Below are 16,226 nucleotides of genomic sequence, written 5' to 3'. Positions count from 1 at the left end.
CATGCCTGGCTTCGAAACTCTGCTCCCCCGTCCCGTCTCGGTGGAACCCTTGCCGGGGACCTGTTCCGTACCGTCCGAAGTGGACGTCCGCCGCGATGCCACGCTGCCTGCCGAGGGCTACCGGCTGGAGATCGACCCGTCCGGAGTGACCCTGCACGCGGCCGACGCGGCGGGCGAGTTCTACGGCCACCAGACCCTGCGGCAGCTCGTCGGGCCGGACGCGTTCCGGGCCGCCTCCATCCACAATGGACAAGCGACGATCCCGTGTGGCGTGGTCACCGACCATCCGCGGTTCGGCTGGCGCGGTTGTCTACTGGACGTGGCACGGCATTTCCGCACCAAGGCCGAGGTGCTGCGGTTCATCGACCTGATCGCCGCGCACAAGCTCAACGTGCTCAACCTGCACCTGACCGACGACCAGGGCTGGCGGATCGAGATCCCCGAGTTCCCCAGGCTGACCGAGGTCGGCGGCTGGCGGAAGTCGTCGATGGTCGGACGGCACGACGGGCCGGAGCGTGACGGACGGCCGCACGGCGGGTTCTACTCGGCCGACGATCTCCGCGAGATCGTCGCGTACGCCGCCGCGCGTTCGGTGACGGTCGTCCCGGAGGTCGACATCCCCGGCCACGCCAGGGCCGCCATCGCCGCCTATCCCGAACTCGGGCCGGAGACCGACGAACCGTGGGAGGTCTGGACGAGCTGGGGTATCAGCACGTCCTTGCTGAACACCGATAAGTCCACAGTGGACTTCTTCAAACGCGTCTTCGACCACGTGCTGGACATCTTCCCGTCCGAGGTCATCGCGCTCGGCGGCGACGAGGTGCCCGGCGCGACCGAGGAGCACGGCCGGTTCGTCCGCGAGATCGCGCGGCATCTCGTCGATCGAGGACGTCGTCCGCTCGGCTGGGACGAGGTGCTCGAAGCGGGCGATCTGCCGCCGATGGTCATCGGATCGTGGCAGAGCGAGGCGGCCGGTGCCCGCGCGGCGGCCGCCGGGCACGACGTCGTCATGTGCCCGGAGGACCACGTGTACCTGGACCACCGGCAGTCCGACCACCCCGACGAACCGATCCCCGTCGGCTACCTGAGCACACTGGAGAGCTTCTACGGTTACGAGCCGGTGCCCGCCGACTACCCCGAGGGGAAGGCGATCCTCGGCGCGCAGGCGCAGGTGTGGTCCGAGCATCTCGACACCGTGCGGCGCGTGGACTATGTCGCCTTCCCGCGCCTGTGCGCGTTCGCCGAGGTGGCGTGGAGCGACCCGGCCGGACGGGATTACGCGGAGTTCCTGCCACGTCTGCGGGATCACCACCTCCCGCGGCTGGACGCGCTGGGCGTCGAATACCGGCCGCTCGACGGACCGCACCCGTGGCAGACCCGGCCCGGAGTCCCCGGGCGGCCTCGCTAGAAGTCGGGCCATGATGGGGTGATGAGTGATCAGTGGGTCGAGGCCTCCCAGCTTCCTGAAGAACTCGTCGCCCTCATCGACACCCTCCGCACCGGCGAGGAGGTGACCATCACCAGGAACGGCGAGACGATCGGGACGATTTCCGGCGTTTCCCGTCCCGAATCCTTCTCGTCCGCGGAGGCCGAGGACATCACGGTCGTGGCCACCGCCATGAAGCTGTCGGCGTCGGCGCGGGACGCGTTGTCCGAGCGGCTCGGCCCCGGGTACCTCGTCCTAGACCTGCACTCGGCGCCTCCGACCGTCGACGTGCTGCTGGTACCGCCCGCCAGCCCCCAACTGATCGGCAACTTCCGCGCGCTGTACCCGAAGGCGCGGATCGTGATCACGGAGATCGAGGACGCCGAACTCGGCGTCAAGTACGAAGGCCCGGTCCGGCGTCTCCTCGACGCCGGCGCCGAGGCCTATCTCCCGTCGAGCACCATCCCGCGGCTGGCGGAGCAGCTGGACCGGACCATGACGCAGCTGAACCAGCTCACCGACGGCACATCGGCTGCCCTGACCATCGAAGCACCGCGGGACGACCGCGTCCTGGAATGACTCGCGGCTCACCACGGCGGGGACGGCGGCCAATCGACCTCCACGAACCGCGGCCGGTAGATCCGCACGTCCGCGATGTTGTCCCCGTGGTCGAGCGAGTTCACGTTGTACGACACCGTGAGCTTCCCGGGACGGCTCAGCTGCGGATGCGCCGTCGCGTCGTAGACGATCCGCCGGTCGCTCGCTTCGGGTGCCCGATACAGAACGACCGGAGCGCTGAACGGGCCTGTCGGCGAACCAGCGGTGTAGGCGAGCATCACCGGGCTGAAACCGGGGCTGGTGTCCATGGTGATCAGCACGTATTCGCCGCCGACGCGGGTCACCGAGAACGCCGTCCCGACGCCGGGCAGCATCCTGGCGGAGTCCTCCTCGTGGGGCGACCAGCCGACGCCGGTCCAGAACTGCCAAGGTCCTCGAAGGCCACCGACAGGCACCCTGGCGAGCCGGAGGTGGCCTTGTTCGGCGCCGTAGATATAGGTGTATCCGCCGTCTTCGAGCAGCTCCGATCCCCACGCGACCTTGTCGCTCACCGGGATCACGAGCAGCTCGGACGGCGTCAGCGCGGGCAGCCGGAAGGTCGCCAGGGACGTCCCGGTGTTCCGGAAGTCGAGCCCACCGGACCCCGTCGTCTTGTACCGGTTGTAGAGCACCCGCAGGACGTCGCCCTGCACCACACCGTCGCCGACCCAGTAGTGCTCGTCCGAACCCGCGAGACCGATCAGCGCCTCCGGATCGTCGGCGGTGCCGCCGTGCAGCGTCTCCCCCAGCGAGCCGTCGGGCCGCTGGACGACCAGGGTGTTGCGCGCGATCGGGCTGTCCCGCGGGCGGCTGTGGTCGGGGTTCACCGTGCCCAGGAACGTGTCCGAGAACAGCCACGCCGTGCGTCCGTCCGGCAGCGGGACCGACACCGTGCGATCCCCGCCGGTCCAGTGTCCGCCTTGATCGCCGTACGCGTTCCAGAGCTCGTTCAGCCCGGCGACGGGAACCACCGGCGGTGGCGGCGCGGACGCGATCCCGCTGCTCGCCACCATGGCGCTGAACAGCAGCACGGCCGGTACGAGAATCTGCGACGCCCGACGCATCCGATCATGCTAAAGCCGCCGAGGTCTTTGTACGACCCTTGTGCGGCAGGTGGTTACGGTCCGCCGCATGTCCTGGAAACTGCTTTCCGTGGCCGTGCTCGCCGCCGTCGCGTGCACCGGGTTCACGACGGCCGAAGCCGCTTCGAAGACTTACTACGTCGACCAGGCCTCCGGCAGTGACACCGCGAGCGGCACCTCTCAGCAGACACCGTGGAAATCCCTGGCCAAGGTTTCGGCGACGACGTTCGCGACGGGCGACACCATCCTGCTGCGTCGCGGCGGGAACTGGTCCGGCGGTCTCACGGTCAAGGGGTCGGGCGTCACGGTCGGCGCGTACGGCACCGGCGCGCGGCCGATCGTCAAGGGCAACGCGGAAGCATGTGTCGACCTTCCCGGCGACGACAACGTGGTGAAGGACCTGCAGATCGGCGTCGCCGCTGACGCGGGACGCTGTTCGTGGGCCGGGGTGAAGGTGTCCGGCGACCGCAACAAGGTCCTGTCGAACCTGATCACCGGTGCCGGTGCGGGCGTGTACATCGCACCGTCGGCGGACGGCACCGAGGTCACGCAGAACGACCTCGTCGACAACAACCACATGACCGTGGTGACGCCGGGCGGCAACGACGACTCCGGCGCGTTCGCCGTGCTGGTCCAGGGCAACGGCTCCGATATCGGCTGGAACCGGATCAGCGGGTCGATCGCGAAGGCCGACGACTTCGGTGGCCTCGACGGCGCCGCGGTCGAGATCTTCTACGGTTCCCGGAACGTCATCCACCACAACATCTCCGAGGACAACGAGACCTTCACCGAACTCGGAACCGACGCGCAGGACCCGGACGGCGTCTCGACCGGCAACGTCTTCGAGTACAACGCGGTCTTCGGCGCCAAGACGCGTGGCGGGATCATCACGCGCGGCGCAGAGGACGGCAACGGGCCGGTGCTCGGCACGGTGTTCCGCAACAACTCGCTCCGGCTCCCGAACGCCGAGGCGGAGGGTTTCGTCTGCTACGGCGGCTGCACGAACCAGATGCTGACGATGACGCAGAACGTCGTCCAGGCGGCGTACAAGGTCGGCTACGCGGACGCGACCTTCACCGCGACCGACCACAACGTGTACTTCGGCGGGCTCCGGCAGTTCACGCCGGGCGCGACGGACAAGGTCGCGGATCCGAGGTTCACCTCGGCCACGAACCTGATCCTGCAAGCGGGCAGCCCGGCGATCGACCTCGGCACCACGAAGTACGACGACCGCGACGTCGACGGGAACACCGTGTACTCGGGTGCGGCGGTGGACGCGGGCGCCTACGAATTCCAGAGGTAGGACGCCGTGGAGGCCTCCTTCCCTACCTTGAGAGTAGGGAAGGAGGCCTTCACGGACTTCCGAGCGTCAGTTGTAGATGCGCTGGATGGCGCCCGCCGCGACGAGCCCGTTGGCCCACAGCGAGTTCACCCGCGAGATCTCCTGGGCGTTCGGCGTCGCATTGGTGCAGGACGGGCCGGGGCCGCCGCCGGACATCAGTTCGGAGCACGGGCCCTGGTAGTTGTCCGGCAGGCCGAGCGCGTGGCCGGTCTCGTGCGCGGCGATCCGCGTCTGGTTGTACTGCTGCGCCTGCGTGTAGTCGATGAAGATGGTGCCGCGGCCGTGGCCGTCGGTCTCGGCGTACGAACCCGAGGGGTCGTTGCCCTCGGTGTAGCGCAGGGTGGCGCCCGAGGAGCTCTCCTGCAGCTTCACGTTCGACACCGAGTTGTTCCAGTTCGCCACGCCCGCCTGGATGGCGGCCCGGAAGCTGGGCGCCCCCGAGGCGTCGTAGTAGACCGTGGTCGCCGCCGCGGCCTTCTGAGCAGGCTGGACCGCCGCCGTGGCCTGGCCCGCGGTGACCGGGACGGCCAGCAGCGCCAAGCTCACGGACGCCGAGACGAAGAACTTCCTTGCCATGGACCCACTCCTTGTGAGGACAACGGAATGGTTCGTGAATTTAGGAGCCCCGGCCGCGACTCGGCACCGACTTTCGTCGCGTCCGCCAGCTGGTGATTTACCAACACTTTCGACCTATTGACATGCGCATGTCCGCATACGATCATGCTCCGCTCAAGGCAGTAGAACTAGCTTTCCCGACGTCGCCCGCGCCTCCAGTTCCGCCAGCGCCTTGGGCCCGTCCGCGAGGTCGTACGCGGTCGGCGTCCCCGGCACGCAGATACCGGCCGCGATCAGCGCGCGCAGTTCGTCCATCAGCTCCGCGAAAATCGCGGGCGCGTGCTCGATCAGAACGCCGAGATGCAGCCCGATCACGTGGATCTGCTGCCGGAAGTTCAAGTCCCGGTTGGTGATCGCGGCCTCTCCCCCGGCGACGCCGTAGACCACGACCCGCCCGGTGACCCGCCTGGCGGCGGCGAGACTGACGGCGAAGGCGGTCCCGCCGACCGATTCGAGCACCAGGTCGGCCGCCCCCGGATCGGCCCCGTAGTCGAGGACACGATCGGCGCCCAAGCTCCGCACGACGTCGTGTTTGCCCGGCGACGCGGTGCCGACGACGGTGGCGCCGTAGTGCTTGGCCAGCCGGACCGCGGCCTGGCCGACCCCGCCCGCCGCCGCCTGGACCAGCACGGTCTCACCGGCGGCCAGCCGGCCCAGCTTGAGCGCGGCGAGCGCCGTGACCCAGTTCAGGATCAGCCCGATCGCCTGCTCGTCCGACCAGCCCGACGGCACCGGGACCGCGCCGGCCGCGGGCATGACCATGTACTCGGCGAACGCCCCGCCACCGGTCCCGACGACGTGATCGCCGACCGCGGGCGCGGTCACCCCTTCCCCCATGGCCACGACCTCGCCTGCCGCCTCGAACCCGGCGATGTACGGGGCTTCCGGACCGTCCTCGTACGTCCCCCGCGTCTGCATGACGTCGGCGAAGTTGACGCCCGCCGCGGTGACCTTCAGGAGGATTTCACCTGGTCCCGGCACCGGGACGGGGGCGTCGGGGGCGAGGTGGAGATCTTCAGGACCGTTCGCGGAGTCCTGTCGCAGCGCGCGCATCGAAGTCATGCCCGCACGCTAAAACCCTCACGTTTGTGTCAGGGTCAAGTCGCGCAGGTACGCGTCGAGGGCGTCGCGATTGCGGGTCATGAGCGCGATCCGGCGGTCGAGCACCTCCCGCTGCCGCGCGACCTCGCCGATCATGTACTCGCACGGCACCTTCGGCCGGACCTCGTCCGGTCCGTCGAGGTACGGCAGGACCTCACGGATCAGCCGCACCGGCAATCCGGCGTCGAGCATCCCGCGGATCTGCAGGACCGCCTCGACCGAGCCTTCGCAGAAGTCGCGATAGCCGTTGCCTTCGCGACCCGGGCTGATCAAGCCCTCTTCCTCGTAATAGCGCAGCGCGCGGACGCTGACCCCGGTCTTCCGCGCGAGTTCGCCGATCTTCACGATCCCAAGGTAGCCCGCGGGCGGCGGTATAGGTCGTTATACGGTTTTCGGCTTGTACCAGACCTCGGGGCGGCCGACCTGGCCGTAGCGGGGCTCGCGCTGGGCGAGGCCGTTGTCGGCGAGGTATTCGAGGTAGCGGCGCGCGGTGACGCGGGAAGCGCCGATGGCGGTAGCGGCCGCTCCGGCGGAGAGGCCGTCGGAGGCCGAGGCGAGGACTTCGGTGATCGCCTCCAGGGTCTGCCCGCTCATCCCCTTCGGCAGCGCCTGCCGCTCGGTGGTGCGCAGGGTGCCGAGCGCGCGGTCGATCTCGGCCTGTCCGGTGACTTCGCCCGAAGCGCCGTGGAACTCCGCGTAGCGCTCCAGTTTTTCCCGCAGTGAGGCGAAAGTGAACGGTTTCAGCAGGTACTGCACCACGCCGACCGACACGGCGGCCTTCACCAGCGCCAGATCCCGCGCCGAGGTCACGGCGATGACGTCGATCGGGAGACCGGCCGCGCGCAGCGACCGGCAGACGGCGAGGCCGTGCGTGTCCGGGAGGTAGAAGTCCAGCAGTACCAGGTCGACCGGTTCGCGTTCGCAGAAGCGCAGCGCGTCGCCGCCGGAGTGCACGACCCCGGCCACGGTGAAGCCTGGCATCCGCTCGACGTACACCCGATGCGCGTCGGCGGCCACCGGTTCGTCCTCGACGACCAGCACCTTGATCATCGCGCGGGCTCCTTCGGCGGCAGACGAACGGTGAACACCGCGCCCTCGTCGCGGCCGACGTCGATCGTCCCACCGTGCCGCCGCACCGCCTGACCCACCAGTGCCAAGCCGAGTCCGTGCCCGTCCTCGGGTTTGGTGGACCACCCGCGCCGGAACACCTCTTCGACGTCCTCGACGCCCGGCCCGGTGTCGGCGACCCGCAGCAGCAACCCGTCGGCATCCGCGCGGACGGTCACCTCGACCCCGGGCCGTCCGCCGTGGCCGGCGTTGCCCGCGGCCGCGTCGATACCGTTGTCGATCAGATTCCCGAGGATGGTCACCAGATCCCGAGGCGGGACGCCGGTGTCCGAATCCTCCATGACGGTGTCGGGCGTGATCGTGAACTCGACGCCGCGTTCGCTCGCCTCCGCCGCCTTGCCCAGCAGCAGCGCCGCGAGCACGGGTTCGGCGACCGCGCCGACCACGCGGTCGGTGAGTTCCTGCGCCAGCGCGAGTTCTTCGGTCGCGAACTCGACGGCCTGTTCGGGGCGCCCGATCTCAACCAGGGAAACGACGGTGTGGAGCCGGTTCGCCGCTTCGTGCGCCTGCGACCGCAGCGCCTCGGCCAGTCCGCGCACCGTGGTGAGTTCCCCGGTCAGTGCCTGGAGTTCCGTGTGGTCGCGCAGGATCACGACGGTGCCCATCGCCTTCCCGCGCGAGCGCACCGGCGACGTGCTGACCACGAGCACCCTGGCCTCGGTGAGATGCAGTTCGTCGGTGCGCTCCTCCCCCGAGGTGAACGCTTCGACGAGGTCTTCGGGAATGTCCAATGCGGACAGTTCACGGCCGACGGCGTCCTCGGCGACGCCCAGCAGCGCCCGTGCTCCGTCGTTGCACAGCACCACTCGCCCGTCTCCGTCGACGAGCAACAGCCCCTCGCGCACGGAATGCAGCACGGCTTCGTGGTACTCGAACAGGTTGCTCAGTTCCTCCGGCGCGATCCCCCTCGTCTGCCGCCGGAGCCGGGCACTGACGAGATAACTGCCGATCCCGCCGACCACCAATACCGCCATCGCGACCCCGATCAAGGGCCACAGGCGTTCCCGCAGTTCCGCGTCGATCGCTTCGACAGTGATGCCGACCGACACCAGTGCGACCACCTGCCCGGCGGCGCCGCGCACCGGGACCACGACGCGTTCGGACGGGCCGAGCGAACCGGCGTAGGTCTCGACGACCTTGCCGCCGCGTTGCGCCTCGCCGATGTTGCCGATGAACGGCTGCCCGATCAGCGCCGGATTCGGGTGCGTGTAGCGGATGCCGTTCTTGTCCATGATGGTCACGAAATCCACGTCCGTGTCCGCGCGGACACTCTGCGCGAACGGCTGCAGTGTCCGGGTCGGCTCCGATGTGGACAGTGCGGCCAGCACGCCGGGGGCGTCCGCCACCGCTTCGGCGACCGCGGTCACCTTGTCCCGCGCCCGGTCTTCGGTGGCCCTGACCGAATCGAGGTACGCGAAGGTCACCCCGGCCGCGACGAGCACGAAAAGCACCACGAGCTGCAGAATCAGCAGCTGGCGGGCGAGACTGCCGCGCCTGGTCCGGATCCGCGTCGTCGAGGGCACCCGCCCATACCAGCACACCGTCGCCGGGCCGTGCGGCGCGCCCGGCCGGAATTCCCCGGAAACCACTCGTGCGAACTCAATGAACACAACCGTGACCCAGCTCACCAGCACGGGTGATAGTGACCGGCAATCCCACGGACACCCCCTGAGCTGGAGGCAAAGGTGCCTACAACGCCGGAAGCGGCGCCACGACGCCGCGACAAGATGCACTACCTGTACCTGGCCGTGATCGCGGCGGTCGTCCTCGGCGTCATCGTCGGGTTCGCGGCGCCAGGTCTGGCCAAGGAGCTCAAGCCGCTCGGCACGGGCTTCGTCAACCTGATCAAGATGATGATCTCCCCCATCATCTTCTGCACCATCGTGCTCGGCATCGGATCGGTGGCGAAGGCCGCGAAGGTCGGCAAGGTCGGGTTGCTGTCACTCGGCTACTTCCTGATGATGTCGACGTTCGCGCTCGCGATCGGTCTCGTCGTGGGCAACCTCCTGCACCCGGGTGAGGGCCTGCACCTCGACCCCGCGGCCGCCGCGAAGGCGCACAAGCAGGCCGAAGGCGGCGAAGGCACCGTCGACTTCCTGATGGGCATCATCCCCACCAGCTTCGGTTCCGCCTTCACCGAAGGCCAGGTGCTCCAGACGCTCCTGGTCGCGCTCCTCGCCGGCTTCGCCGTGCAGAAGCTGGGCACCAAGGGCGAGCCGATCCGCCGCGGCATCGAGCACATCCAGCGGCTCGTGTTCCGCATCCTCGCCATGATCATGTGGGCCGCCCCGGTCGGCGCGTTCGGCGCGATCGCCGCGGTGGTCGGCGAAACCGGCTGGGGCGCGCTGCGCAGCCTCGCCGTCATCATGATCGGCTTCTACCTCACCTGCCTGGTGTTCGTGTTCGGCGTGCTCGGCACGGTCCTGTGGCTCGGCGCGCGGATCAACATCTTCACGCTGTTGCGTTATCTCGGCCGTGAGTTCCTGCTGATCCTGTCGACGTCGTCGTCCGAATCGGCGCTGCCCCGCCTGATCGCGAAGATGGAGCACCTCGGGGTGTCCAAACCGGTCGTCGGCATCACCGTGCCCACCGGCTACTCGTTCAACCTCGACGGCACGGCCATCTACCTGACGATGGCGACGCTGTTCATCGCCAGCGCGCAGGACCAGCCGCTGGGCGTCGGCGAGCAGATCTCCTTGCTGCTTTTCATGATCATCGCGTCGAAGGGCGCGGCGGGCGTCAGCGGCGCCGGGATCGCCACCCTCGCGGGCGGTCTCCAGTCGCACCGGCCCGAACTGGTCGACGGCGTCGGGTTCATCCTCGGCATCGACCGGTTCATGTCCGAGGCCCGCGCGCTGACCAACTTCGCGGGCAACGCCGTCGCGACCGTCCTGGTCGGAACGTGGACCAAGGAGTTCGACCGGGATCAGGCCAACCGGGTCTTCAGCGGACAGGCCCCGTTCGACGAAGCCACCCTGATCGACGACCATTCCGACACGCCGAAGGATCCCGACGGCGACCGGGAGAAGGCCGGGGCGCACGCGTAGCGCCCGGTGACCGACCGGAACCGCGGTGCGAGGGGCCCCCGTCCTCGCACCGCGTTTCCTCTTTTCTGGGAAGCTGAACGGCATGCCGGACGCCATCGACCGCTACGTGCTCTCGCGGTATTCGAAGCTGCTGCACGGCAACTTCGACGGGATGATGACCGACCCCGAACGCGAGCGGTTCCTGCGCGACCTCGTGGAGGACGCGCGCACCATCACCGACGACGAACTCGGCGAACTGCTCGCGGCGGACTGGCGGCCGCGGATCACCGCGGCCTGGCTGATCGGCGTCGACCGCCGCACCGCGTGGCGCGGCCGTATCCGGGAACTGTTCCTGGAAAGCGGGCTGGTCTTCGCCGGGCAGGGCTACTGTTTCGCGCTCGCCCGGTTCGGCACGATCGCCGACGCCGAGATCCTCGTGTCCTATTTGGACCATTACCTCGCGCGGCCGGATCTGCGCTACGACCAGGAATGGGCGCTCGCGGCCCTGCACCACATCGATTCCGACCTCACGACCGCGTACACGTCACGCTACCTGCGGCCGGGCGGGCTCTGGGAGAGCTGGTCCGCGAAGAACAGCACGGACCTGCCGTTCCACAAGATGTACTTCGCCATGCTGTGCTCGCACGTCCAGCGTGCCGTGCACGCGGCGGACGTCAGGCGCTGACCTTCTCGTCGTAGACCACACGGGACGCGGCGATCGAGTCGCGGTGACGCTCAGCCCAGGTCAGCAAGCCGCTCAGCGACGCGTACAGCTCCTTCGCCATCGGCGTGGCCTCGTACTCCACCTTCGGCGGCACCGTCGGGTACACGGTGCGCTCGAGCAGGCCGTCGCGTTCGAGGTTCCGCAACGTCAGGGTGAGCATCCGCCTGCTGATCCCCTCCACCGAACGCTCCAGCTCGGTGAACCGCACGGGGCCGCGGGTGGCCTCCAGCAGGATGCCGATCGCCCACTTGCCGCTGATCCGGTTGATCACCTCGAGCACGGTGCACACCTCGAGTTTTTCGGGATCGACGACCCTGGCCTGCGCGGTCACATCGGTGTTCCCCTGGGACATGAAAGTGCCTCCTTCCGGCGAGGAACAGAGTCACACAAGATGGGCGCTGTTACAAGTGATGCACCAAGGTATCACCTGGGAAAAAGGGGTTATCTGTGTCTCAGCGCGCCCTCGCACTGGCCGTGCTTTGCGCCGTCTCGCTGATGGTCGTCCTCGACGGTTCGATCGTCGCCGTCGCGTTGCCCGCGATCCAGAACGACCTCGGCTTCACGCCCTCGACGTTGGCCTGGGTCGTCAACGCCTACCTGATCGCCTTCGCCGGGCTGCTCCTGTTGTCCGGCAGATTGGGCGACCTGATCGGCCGGAAACGGGTCTTCCTCGCCGGGCTCGGCTTGTTCACGCTCGCCTCGCTGCTCTGCGGGATCGCGCAGGACCAGGCGCAGCTCATCGGATTCCGCTTCCTGCAGGGCGCCGGTGGCGCGCTGGCGTCGGCCGTCGTACTCGGCATGATCACCACGCTCTACCCGGAACCGCGGGCACGGGCGAAGGCCATCGGCGTCTACAGCTTCACCCAGGCCGCCGGATCGTCGATCGGGCTCATCGCGGGCGGGACGCTCACCCAGCTGCTCGACTGGCACTGGACGTTCTTCGTCAATCTCCCGATCGGCGCGATCGCGCTGGCGCTCGCCGTGCGGCTGCTCGCGGACGATCGAGGCCCCGGCCTGCGCGACGGCACGGACGTGACCGGCGCCGGGCTGGTCACCGGCGGCCTCATGCTGCTGGTCTACACGATCGTCAAGGCCGAGGAGTACACCTGGGCCGACGTCCGCACACTCGGCCTGCTCGCGGTGTCGCTGGTCCTGCTCGCCGGGTTCGTGCTCCGGCAGGCGAAAGCGCGCCGGCCGTTGCTGCCGCTGCGGATCTTCCGCCTCCGCGCGGTGTCCGGGGCGAACACGGTGATGGTCCTGATGGTGGCCGGATTGTTCGGCTTCCAGTTCATCACCGCGCTCTACCTGCAGCGCGTGCTGCGGCTCGACGCGTTGAGCACCGGGTTCGCGTTCCTGCCCGCCCCGCTTTCGATCGCGGTGATGTCGCTGGTCTTCGCCGAGCGGCTGAACCACCGCTTCGGGGCACGGGCGGTTCTCGTGGGCGGGCTCTCGCTGGTCGCGCTGGCGCTCGGTTTCCTCGCCACCGTCCAGGCCGACGGCGACTACGCGACGGACGTCCTGCCCGCGCTCGCGCTGATGGGCGTCGGGTTCGGCGCGGCGATGCCGGCGCTGATGGGCCAGGCGATGTCCGACGTCTCCCCCGCCGACGCCGGGGTCGCCTCGGGGCTGATCAACACCACGCAGCAGATCGGCGCGGCGATCGGGACGGCCGTGCTCGCGACCACCGCCGCCTCGCGCACCGGATCACTGCTGGCCGAGGGAGCCGCGATGCCCGAAGCGCTGACTAGCGGCTATCGAGCCGCGTACGCGTTGAGCGCCGGACTGCTCGCTCTCGCTGTCTTCGCTGCGACAGTGCTCCTTCGCGCCCGGAAGGTTCAGGAAGCGATCGTCGCGTAAGCCCACTCGGAGACCTCGCCGCCGAGACGCACCTCGGCGGCGCCTCCGGGTTTCCAGACCCCGCTGCCGCCGAACGCGGCCATGCCGCCGGTCTTGCCGGAGTACTGGGAAAGCACCACCCACATCCCGTATCCGGCCGCGACGCCGACCTGATCGAGCAACCGGTCTTCCTGGCCCTCGCTGAAGAGCGCGCTGAGAACGTAGACCTCGGCGCCCGCCTCGGCGAGTTCCCGCGCGTGGTCCGGGTTCGCGGCGTCGAGGCAGATCGCCAGGCCGAGGCGCCTGCCGCCAACCTCGACGATCACCTGCCGCGTGCCCCGTTCGAAGAGCTCGTCCTCGCTGTCGTGCAGGTTCCGTTTCGCATAGGTGGCAACGGTTTCCCCGCCGGGGCCGAGGACGAGCGAACCGATGTGCCGGCGGCCGTCCTCCACCAAGGGCAGTCCGATGACGGCGTGGACGGCGCTCGCCCGGCAAGCCTCCCGGAGCGGTTCGAGGCGTGGGTCGTCAGGAGTCAGCCAGAGCCCCGGGTCGGCGGCGAGCGCCTCGAATTCCAGCCCGGTCAGGGAGAGTTCGGGGAACACGCAGAGATCGGCGTCCGCGCTCCGGAGGAGCCTGGCGTGTTCGGTGATGTTCGCGGCGAGGTCGGCGGGGACGGTGAACGGCTGCACGGTGGCGACACGCATGGCGTGAGCCTAGCGCCCCAGATATCCCCGCAGACCGTGTTGCCCCCGCCGCATCATGAGCGCGTGGTTGATCCGGAAGACCGGCCTGGCGACCCGATCGAGCTTGCGCAGCAACGGTTTCCGCGCCTCGACCTCCTGCGTGATCTCCAGTCTCGTACCGCTTCCCACCGCGATCAGGGCACCGGCCAGCGTCCCTTCGAGGTCGCCGCTGAGCAGCACCCGCAGCCGTCCCTCACGCTCGTCCTGACGGTCTCGGTGCATCCGCACGGTCAGCGCGTACGGCAGCCTGGAGCGGCAGACGAGTTCGGCGGTGTCCTCGTCGACCCGGCTGACCGAACGCACGTCGCGCCACCACAGCGGGTACGCGGCCAAGTCGACGACCGCGTCGAAGACCGCCTTGGGCGAGGCGGGCAGCACCCACGTGTCGCGGAAGCGGTACCAACCGCCTCCGCGACCCGTGTGCGAACCCGTCATACCTGCGCCGACACCAGGTTCCGGCCGTCCAGCGTCACGACGTCGACCGAGGCCACGTCGCCGGGGGCGACCAACGCGGAACCGTCGACACCGGTGCCCTCACGCTGTCCCTTCTCCGAAACGAGCCAGCTGCCGGCGTTGACCCGCTCTCCGCTCTTCGTCACCACGATGAGCGCGCACTTCTCGCCTTCGCGGACACCTGTCGCCTTGGCGTGCAGCCGCACCCAGCCCGCGGCCGGAACCACCCGGACCGCCAGTTGCACACCCGTGTCCCGGTTGGTCGCCGCGAGGTCGCGGGTGCCGGGCACCGGGGCGGTCGCCGTCGGCACCGGCAAGGCCACCGTCGACGGTTCGGGCGACGTCTGCCGTCCGACCAGCACACCCGCGCCGAGCGCCACCACGACCAGCACGGCCGCACCGGCCACGGCGAGGAGCCGCCGCGGTTTGCGCTCCTGGGTGCCCTCTTCTTCGCGAACCTGACGCAGCGTACGCTGCAGCAGCAGATCTCCGCCGTCGGGCGGTCCGTCGAGGAACGCCTCCGGCGGCACCTCGTCGAGGTGGTGGCGCAGCTCCGACAGCTCGCGCACCTCACGACGGCACGTCGGGCAGTTCGCCAAATGTGTTTCGAACGTGGCCGCTTCCGCCTGAGTCAGGCCGCCGAGGACGTAGGCGGCGAGCTGGCCCTGGTCGTGTCCCACCGCACTCATCGCGCTACCTCCTTCCCTGGTCCGGACATCACGGCTCTGAGCGCCCGTAACGCGTAATAAGATCTCGACTTAACGGTACCCGGCGCCACGCCCAGGGATTTCGCCGCTTCGGCCACCGTCCGGCCCCGGTAATAGATCTCCACCAGTACCTCACGATGTTCCGTGGACAAGCCGTCCATGGCTCCGAGCACGGCCATCGAGTCCACGACGCCTTGCGCGTGGTCCCGCTCCACCGCCGGGGTGGGCACGCCTTCCGCCGGCTCCGCCACTTCCGGTGGCCGCGCCGCCCTGGCCCGCGCGCGGTCGGTGATGATGTTCCGGGCGACCGTGAGCAGCCAGCCCCGCACCGATCCCTTCGCGTCGTTCTCCAGGTCTTCGGCATGTTTCCAAGCCCGGACCAAGGTCTCCTGCACGACGTCCTCCGCGGCCGCGCGGTCCCCGGTCAGCCTCGTCGCGTACGCCAGCAGGCTTCGCCCGTGTTCGGCGTACAAGTGCCTGACCAAGTCCTCGCCTTTGGCCTTTTTGGGCCGCCAGCCTCCGATCGCCACTCGCGTCCTCCCGACGGTCTTCTGGGTCGGCGAGGACAGTACTGCAACCCGCAGGGGCAGAGTGGATCGTTCGGCGCGCGCCGCGATCGAACTGTGCATCGGCACCGGCCTCTCCTCGGTTCTCCATGGCCGCCTCCTCTTGCCTCCCACACGGATGACCGGCGGAAGTGGTTCAACCGAGGTCTTGTCGATCACCGGAGGCGCTCGTATGCTGGCGCCTCCGGATTCCGCCGCCGCCTGATTCCCGGGAGGGTCTCGGCGTGCCAAGGAAACTCGCGGCCGTTCTGCTGGCGATCGCTTTCGTGTCGGGATGTGGCGAGGAGCCCGGTTTCACCGCGACGCTGACGGATCCGGTGAACGTCGACCTGAGCTGGCCCGACGACGACCCGGCCGCCGCGGGGCGGATCGTCGAATACACGACCGATCCGCACGGCGAATACACGATCCTGCAGTTCGTGCCGCCACGGCAGACGACCTTCCGGCATCCGGACCTGATGCCGGAAACGCGGTTCTACTACCGGATCCGGCCGTTCTACGGCGCCGTTTCGGACGCCGTGACGGTTTCCGGACCCGCGACCCCCGCCGCTTCCGGCCCCGCCGTGCCGCTGCGGGCCGGCGATCGATCGGCCGCCCCAGCTTCGTTCCGGGCCGAGCCCGCGCCGGAGGCGATGGTGCGGTTCAGCTGGGCCGATCGCTCCAGCGACGAGGACGGCTTCCTGGTGGAGATCAGGAAACCCGGTGCGGACGGGTTCGTGCCGATCGAGGTGTCCGATCCGGGGACGACGTCGGCCGGGCTCGCCACCATGCCGGGCGAAGAGGGCGCCTCGTATCGGCTGCGCGCCTTCTACTACGGCCCCGCTTCGCCCGTTCTGGACCTCGTGAGTGGCAAGGACGGTTAGAACCGTCCTTGCCACTC

General features: G+C 69.1%; 18 protein-coding genes. 7 read left to right on the top strand and 11 right to left on the bottom strand.

Annotated elements, in window-relative coordinates; genetic code table 11:
• The first annotated feature begins 1 nt into the window (after position 1).
• Both AB8M46_RS32505 and AB8M46_RS32500 read left to right on the top strand, forming a co-directional pair.
• A complete protein-coding gene (locus tag AB8M46_RS32505; protein WP_394362699.1) occupies positions 2 to 1,408 on the top strand; it encodes a beta-N-acetylhexosaminidase in 1,407 nt (468 codons plus the stop codon).
• A 21-nt stretch (positions 1,409 to 1,429) separates the two neighbouring features.
• Positions 1,430 to 2,005: a hypothetical protein gene (locus AB8M46_RS32500; RefSeq protein ID WP_394362698.1), complete on the top strand. Its 576-nt coding sequence runs from the start codon at positions 1,430 to 1,432 to the stop codon at positions 2,003 to 2,005.
• A gap of 8 nt (positions 2,006 to 2,013) precedes the next feature.
• Here AB8M46_RS32500 and AB8M46_RS32495 read toward each other — a convergent pair whose 3' ends face one another.
• Complete coding sequence (locus AB8M46_RS32495; protein ID WP_394362697.1) at positions 2,014 to 3,087, bottom strand: DUF5005 domain-containing protein; 1,074 nt, start codon at positions 3,085 to 3,087, stop codon at positions 2,014 to 2,016.
• Positions 3,088 to 3,154: 67 nt separating this feature from the next.
• Between AB8M46_RS32495 and AB8M46_RS32490 the strand changes: the two genes are divergently transcribed.
• Complete coding sequence (locus AB8M46_RS32490) at positions 3,155 to 4,408, top strand: choice-of-anchor Q domain-containing protein (RefSeq protein ID WP_394362696.1); 1,254 nt, start codon at positions 3,155 to 3,157, stop codon at positions 4,406 to 4,408.
• A 66-nt stretch (positions 4,409 to 4,474) separates the two neighbouring features.
• Here AB8M46_RS32490 and AB8M46_RS32485 read toward each other — a convergent pair whose 3' ends face one another.
• From AB8M46_RS32485 to AB8M46_RS32465, 5 genes are all read right to left on the bottom strand, one after another.
• Complete coding sequence (locus AB8M46_RS32485) at positions 4,475 to 5,023, bottom strand: snapalysin family zinc-dependent metalloprotease (RefSeq protein WP_016335415.1); 549 nt, start codon at positions 5,021 to 5,023, stop codon at positions 4,475 to 4,477.
• A 153-nt stretch (positions 5,024 to 5,176) separates the two neighbouring features.
• On the bottom strand, positions 5,177 to 6,124 hold the full coding sequence (locus tag AB8M46_RS32480; RefSeq protein ID WP_394362695.1) for an alcohol dehydrogenase catalytic domain-containing protein: 948 nt from the start codon (positions 6,122 to 6,124) through the stop codon (positions 5,177 to 5,179).
• An 18-nt stretch (positions 6,125 to 6,142) separates the two neighbouring features.
• On the bottom strand, positions 6,143 to 6,508 hold the full coding sequence (locus AB8M46_RS32475) for a MerR family transcriptional regulator (RefSeq protein ID WP_037345593.1): 366 nt from the start codon (positions 6,506 to 6,508) through the stop codon (positions 6,143 to 6,145).
• A 36-nt stretch (positions 6,509 to 6,544) separates the two neighbouring features.
• The gene (locus AB8M46_RS32470; RefSeq protein ID WP_394362694.1) at positions 6,545 to 7,213 is read right to left on the bottom strand and encodes a response regulator; all 669 of its coding nucleotides are present in this window, start codon (positions 7,211 to 7,213) and stop codon (positions 6,545 to 6,547) included.
• Positions 7,210 to 8,814 (bottom strand): ATP-binding protein, encoded by a 1,605-nt coding sequence (locus tag AB8M46_RS32465; protein WP_394362722.1) that lies wholly within the window; start codon positions 8,812 to 8,814, stop codon positions 7,210 to 7,212. Before AB8M46_RS32465 ends, AB8M46_RS32470 begins: the two co-directional genes overlap by 4 nt.
• A 204-nt stretch (positions 8,815 to 9,018) precedes the next feature.
• Here AB8M46_RS32465 and AB8M46_RS32460 point away from each other — a divergent pair, with 204 nt between their 5' ends.
• Both AB8M46_RS32460 and AB8M46_RS32455 read left to right on the top strand, forming a co-directional pair.
• Entirely contained in the window at positions 9,019 to 10,338 is a 1,320-nt protein-coding gene (locus tag AB8M46_RS32460) for a cation:dicarboxylate symporter family transporter (protein ID WP_394362721.1), read from the top strand.
• An 82-nt stretch (positions 10,339 to 10,420) separates the two neighbouring features.
• On the top strand, positions 10,421 to 11,002 hold the full coding sequence (locus AB8M46_RS32455; RefSeq protein ID WP_125734884.1) for a DUF6000 family protein: 582 nt from the start codon (positions 10,421 to 10,423) through the stop codon (positions 11,000 to 11,002).
• Here AB8M46_RS32455 and AB8M46_RS32450 read toward each other — a convergent pair.
• On the bottom strand, positions 10,992 to 11,393 hold the full coding sequence (locus tag AB8M46_RS32450; protein WP_016335422.1) for a helix-turn-helix domain-containing protein: 402 nt from the start codon (positions 11,391 to 11,393) through the stop codon (positions 10,992 to 10,994). The genes AB8M46_RS32455 and AB8M46_RS32450 overlap by 11 nt on opposite strands.
• A 95-nt stretch (positions 11,394 to 11,488) precedes the next feature.
• Between AB8M46_RS32450 and AB8M46_RS32445 the strand changes: the two genes are divergently transcribed.
• Positions 11,489 to 12,898 (top strand): MFS transporter, encoded by a 1,410-nt coding sequence (locus AB8M46_RS32445; protein WP_394362693.1) that lies wholly within the window; start codon positions 11,489 to 11,491, stop codon positions 12,896 to 12,898.
• Here the strand turns inward: AB8M46_RS32445 and AB8M46_RS32440 are convergent.
• The 4 genes from AB8M46_RS32440 to AB8M46_RS32425 are packed head-to-tail and all read right to left on the bottom strand — an operon-like array spanning position 12,877 to position 15,310.
• A complete protein-coding gene (locus tag AB8M46_RS32440; protein ID WP_394362692.1) occupies positions 12,877 to 13,581 on the bottom strand; it encodes a carbon-nitrogen hydrolase family protein in 705 nt (234 codons plus the stop codon). The two genes, AB8M46_RS32445 and AB8M46_RS32440, sit on opposite strands and share 22 nt — an antisense overlap.
• 9 nt (positions 13,582 to 13,590) lie before the next feature.
• A complete protein-coding gene (locus AB8M46_RS32435; protein ID WP_037345581.1) occupies positions 13,591 to 14,055 on the bottom strand; it encodes an SRPBCC family protein in 465 nt (154 codons plus the stop codon).
• Positions 14,052 to 14,762, bottom strand: a complete 711-nt coding sequence (locus tag AB8M46_RS32430) for an anti-sigma factor family protein (protein ID WP_394362691.1) — start codon at positions 14,760 to 14,762, stop codon at positions 14,052 to 14,054. Before AB8M46_RS32430 ends, AB8M46_RS32435 begins: the two co-directional genes overlap by 4 nt.
• Positions 14,759 to 15,310, bottom strand: a complete 552-nt coding sequence (locus AB8M46_RS32425) for a sigma-70 family RNA polymerase sigma factor (protein ID WP_161791131.1) — start codon at positions 15,308 to 15,310, stop codon at positions 14,759 to 14,761. The genes AB8M46_RS32430 and AB8M46_RS32425 overlap by 4 nt, the downstream gene beginning before the upstream one ends.
• A 260-nt stretch (positions 15,311 to 15,570) precedes the next feature.
• On the opposite strand from AB8M46_RS32425, the gene AB8M46_RS32420 reads away from it, so the two are divergent.
• Positions 15,571 to 16,209, top strand: a complete 639-nt coding sequence (locus AB8M46_RS32420; RefSeq protein WP_394362690.1) for a fibronectin type III domain-containing protein — start codon at positions 15,571 to 15,573, stop codon at positions 16,207 to 16,209.
• The last annotated feature ends 17 nt before the right edge of the window (positions 16,210 to 16,226 follow it).

It is taken from the genome of Amycolatopsis sp. SB7-3 (assembly GCF_041021335.1).
Taxonomy (GTDB): Bacteria; Actinomycetota; Actinomycetes; order Mycobacteriales; family Pseudonocardiaceae; genus Amycolatopsis; species Amycolatopsis japonica.
This window is presented reverse-complemented; position numbering and strand designations above follow the sequence as displayed.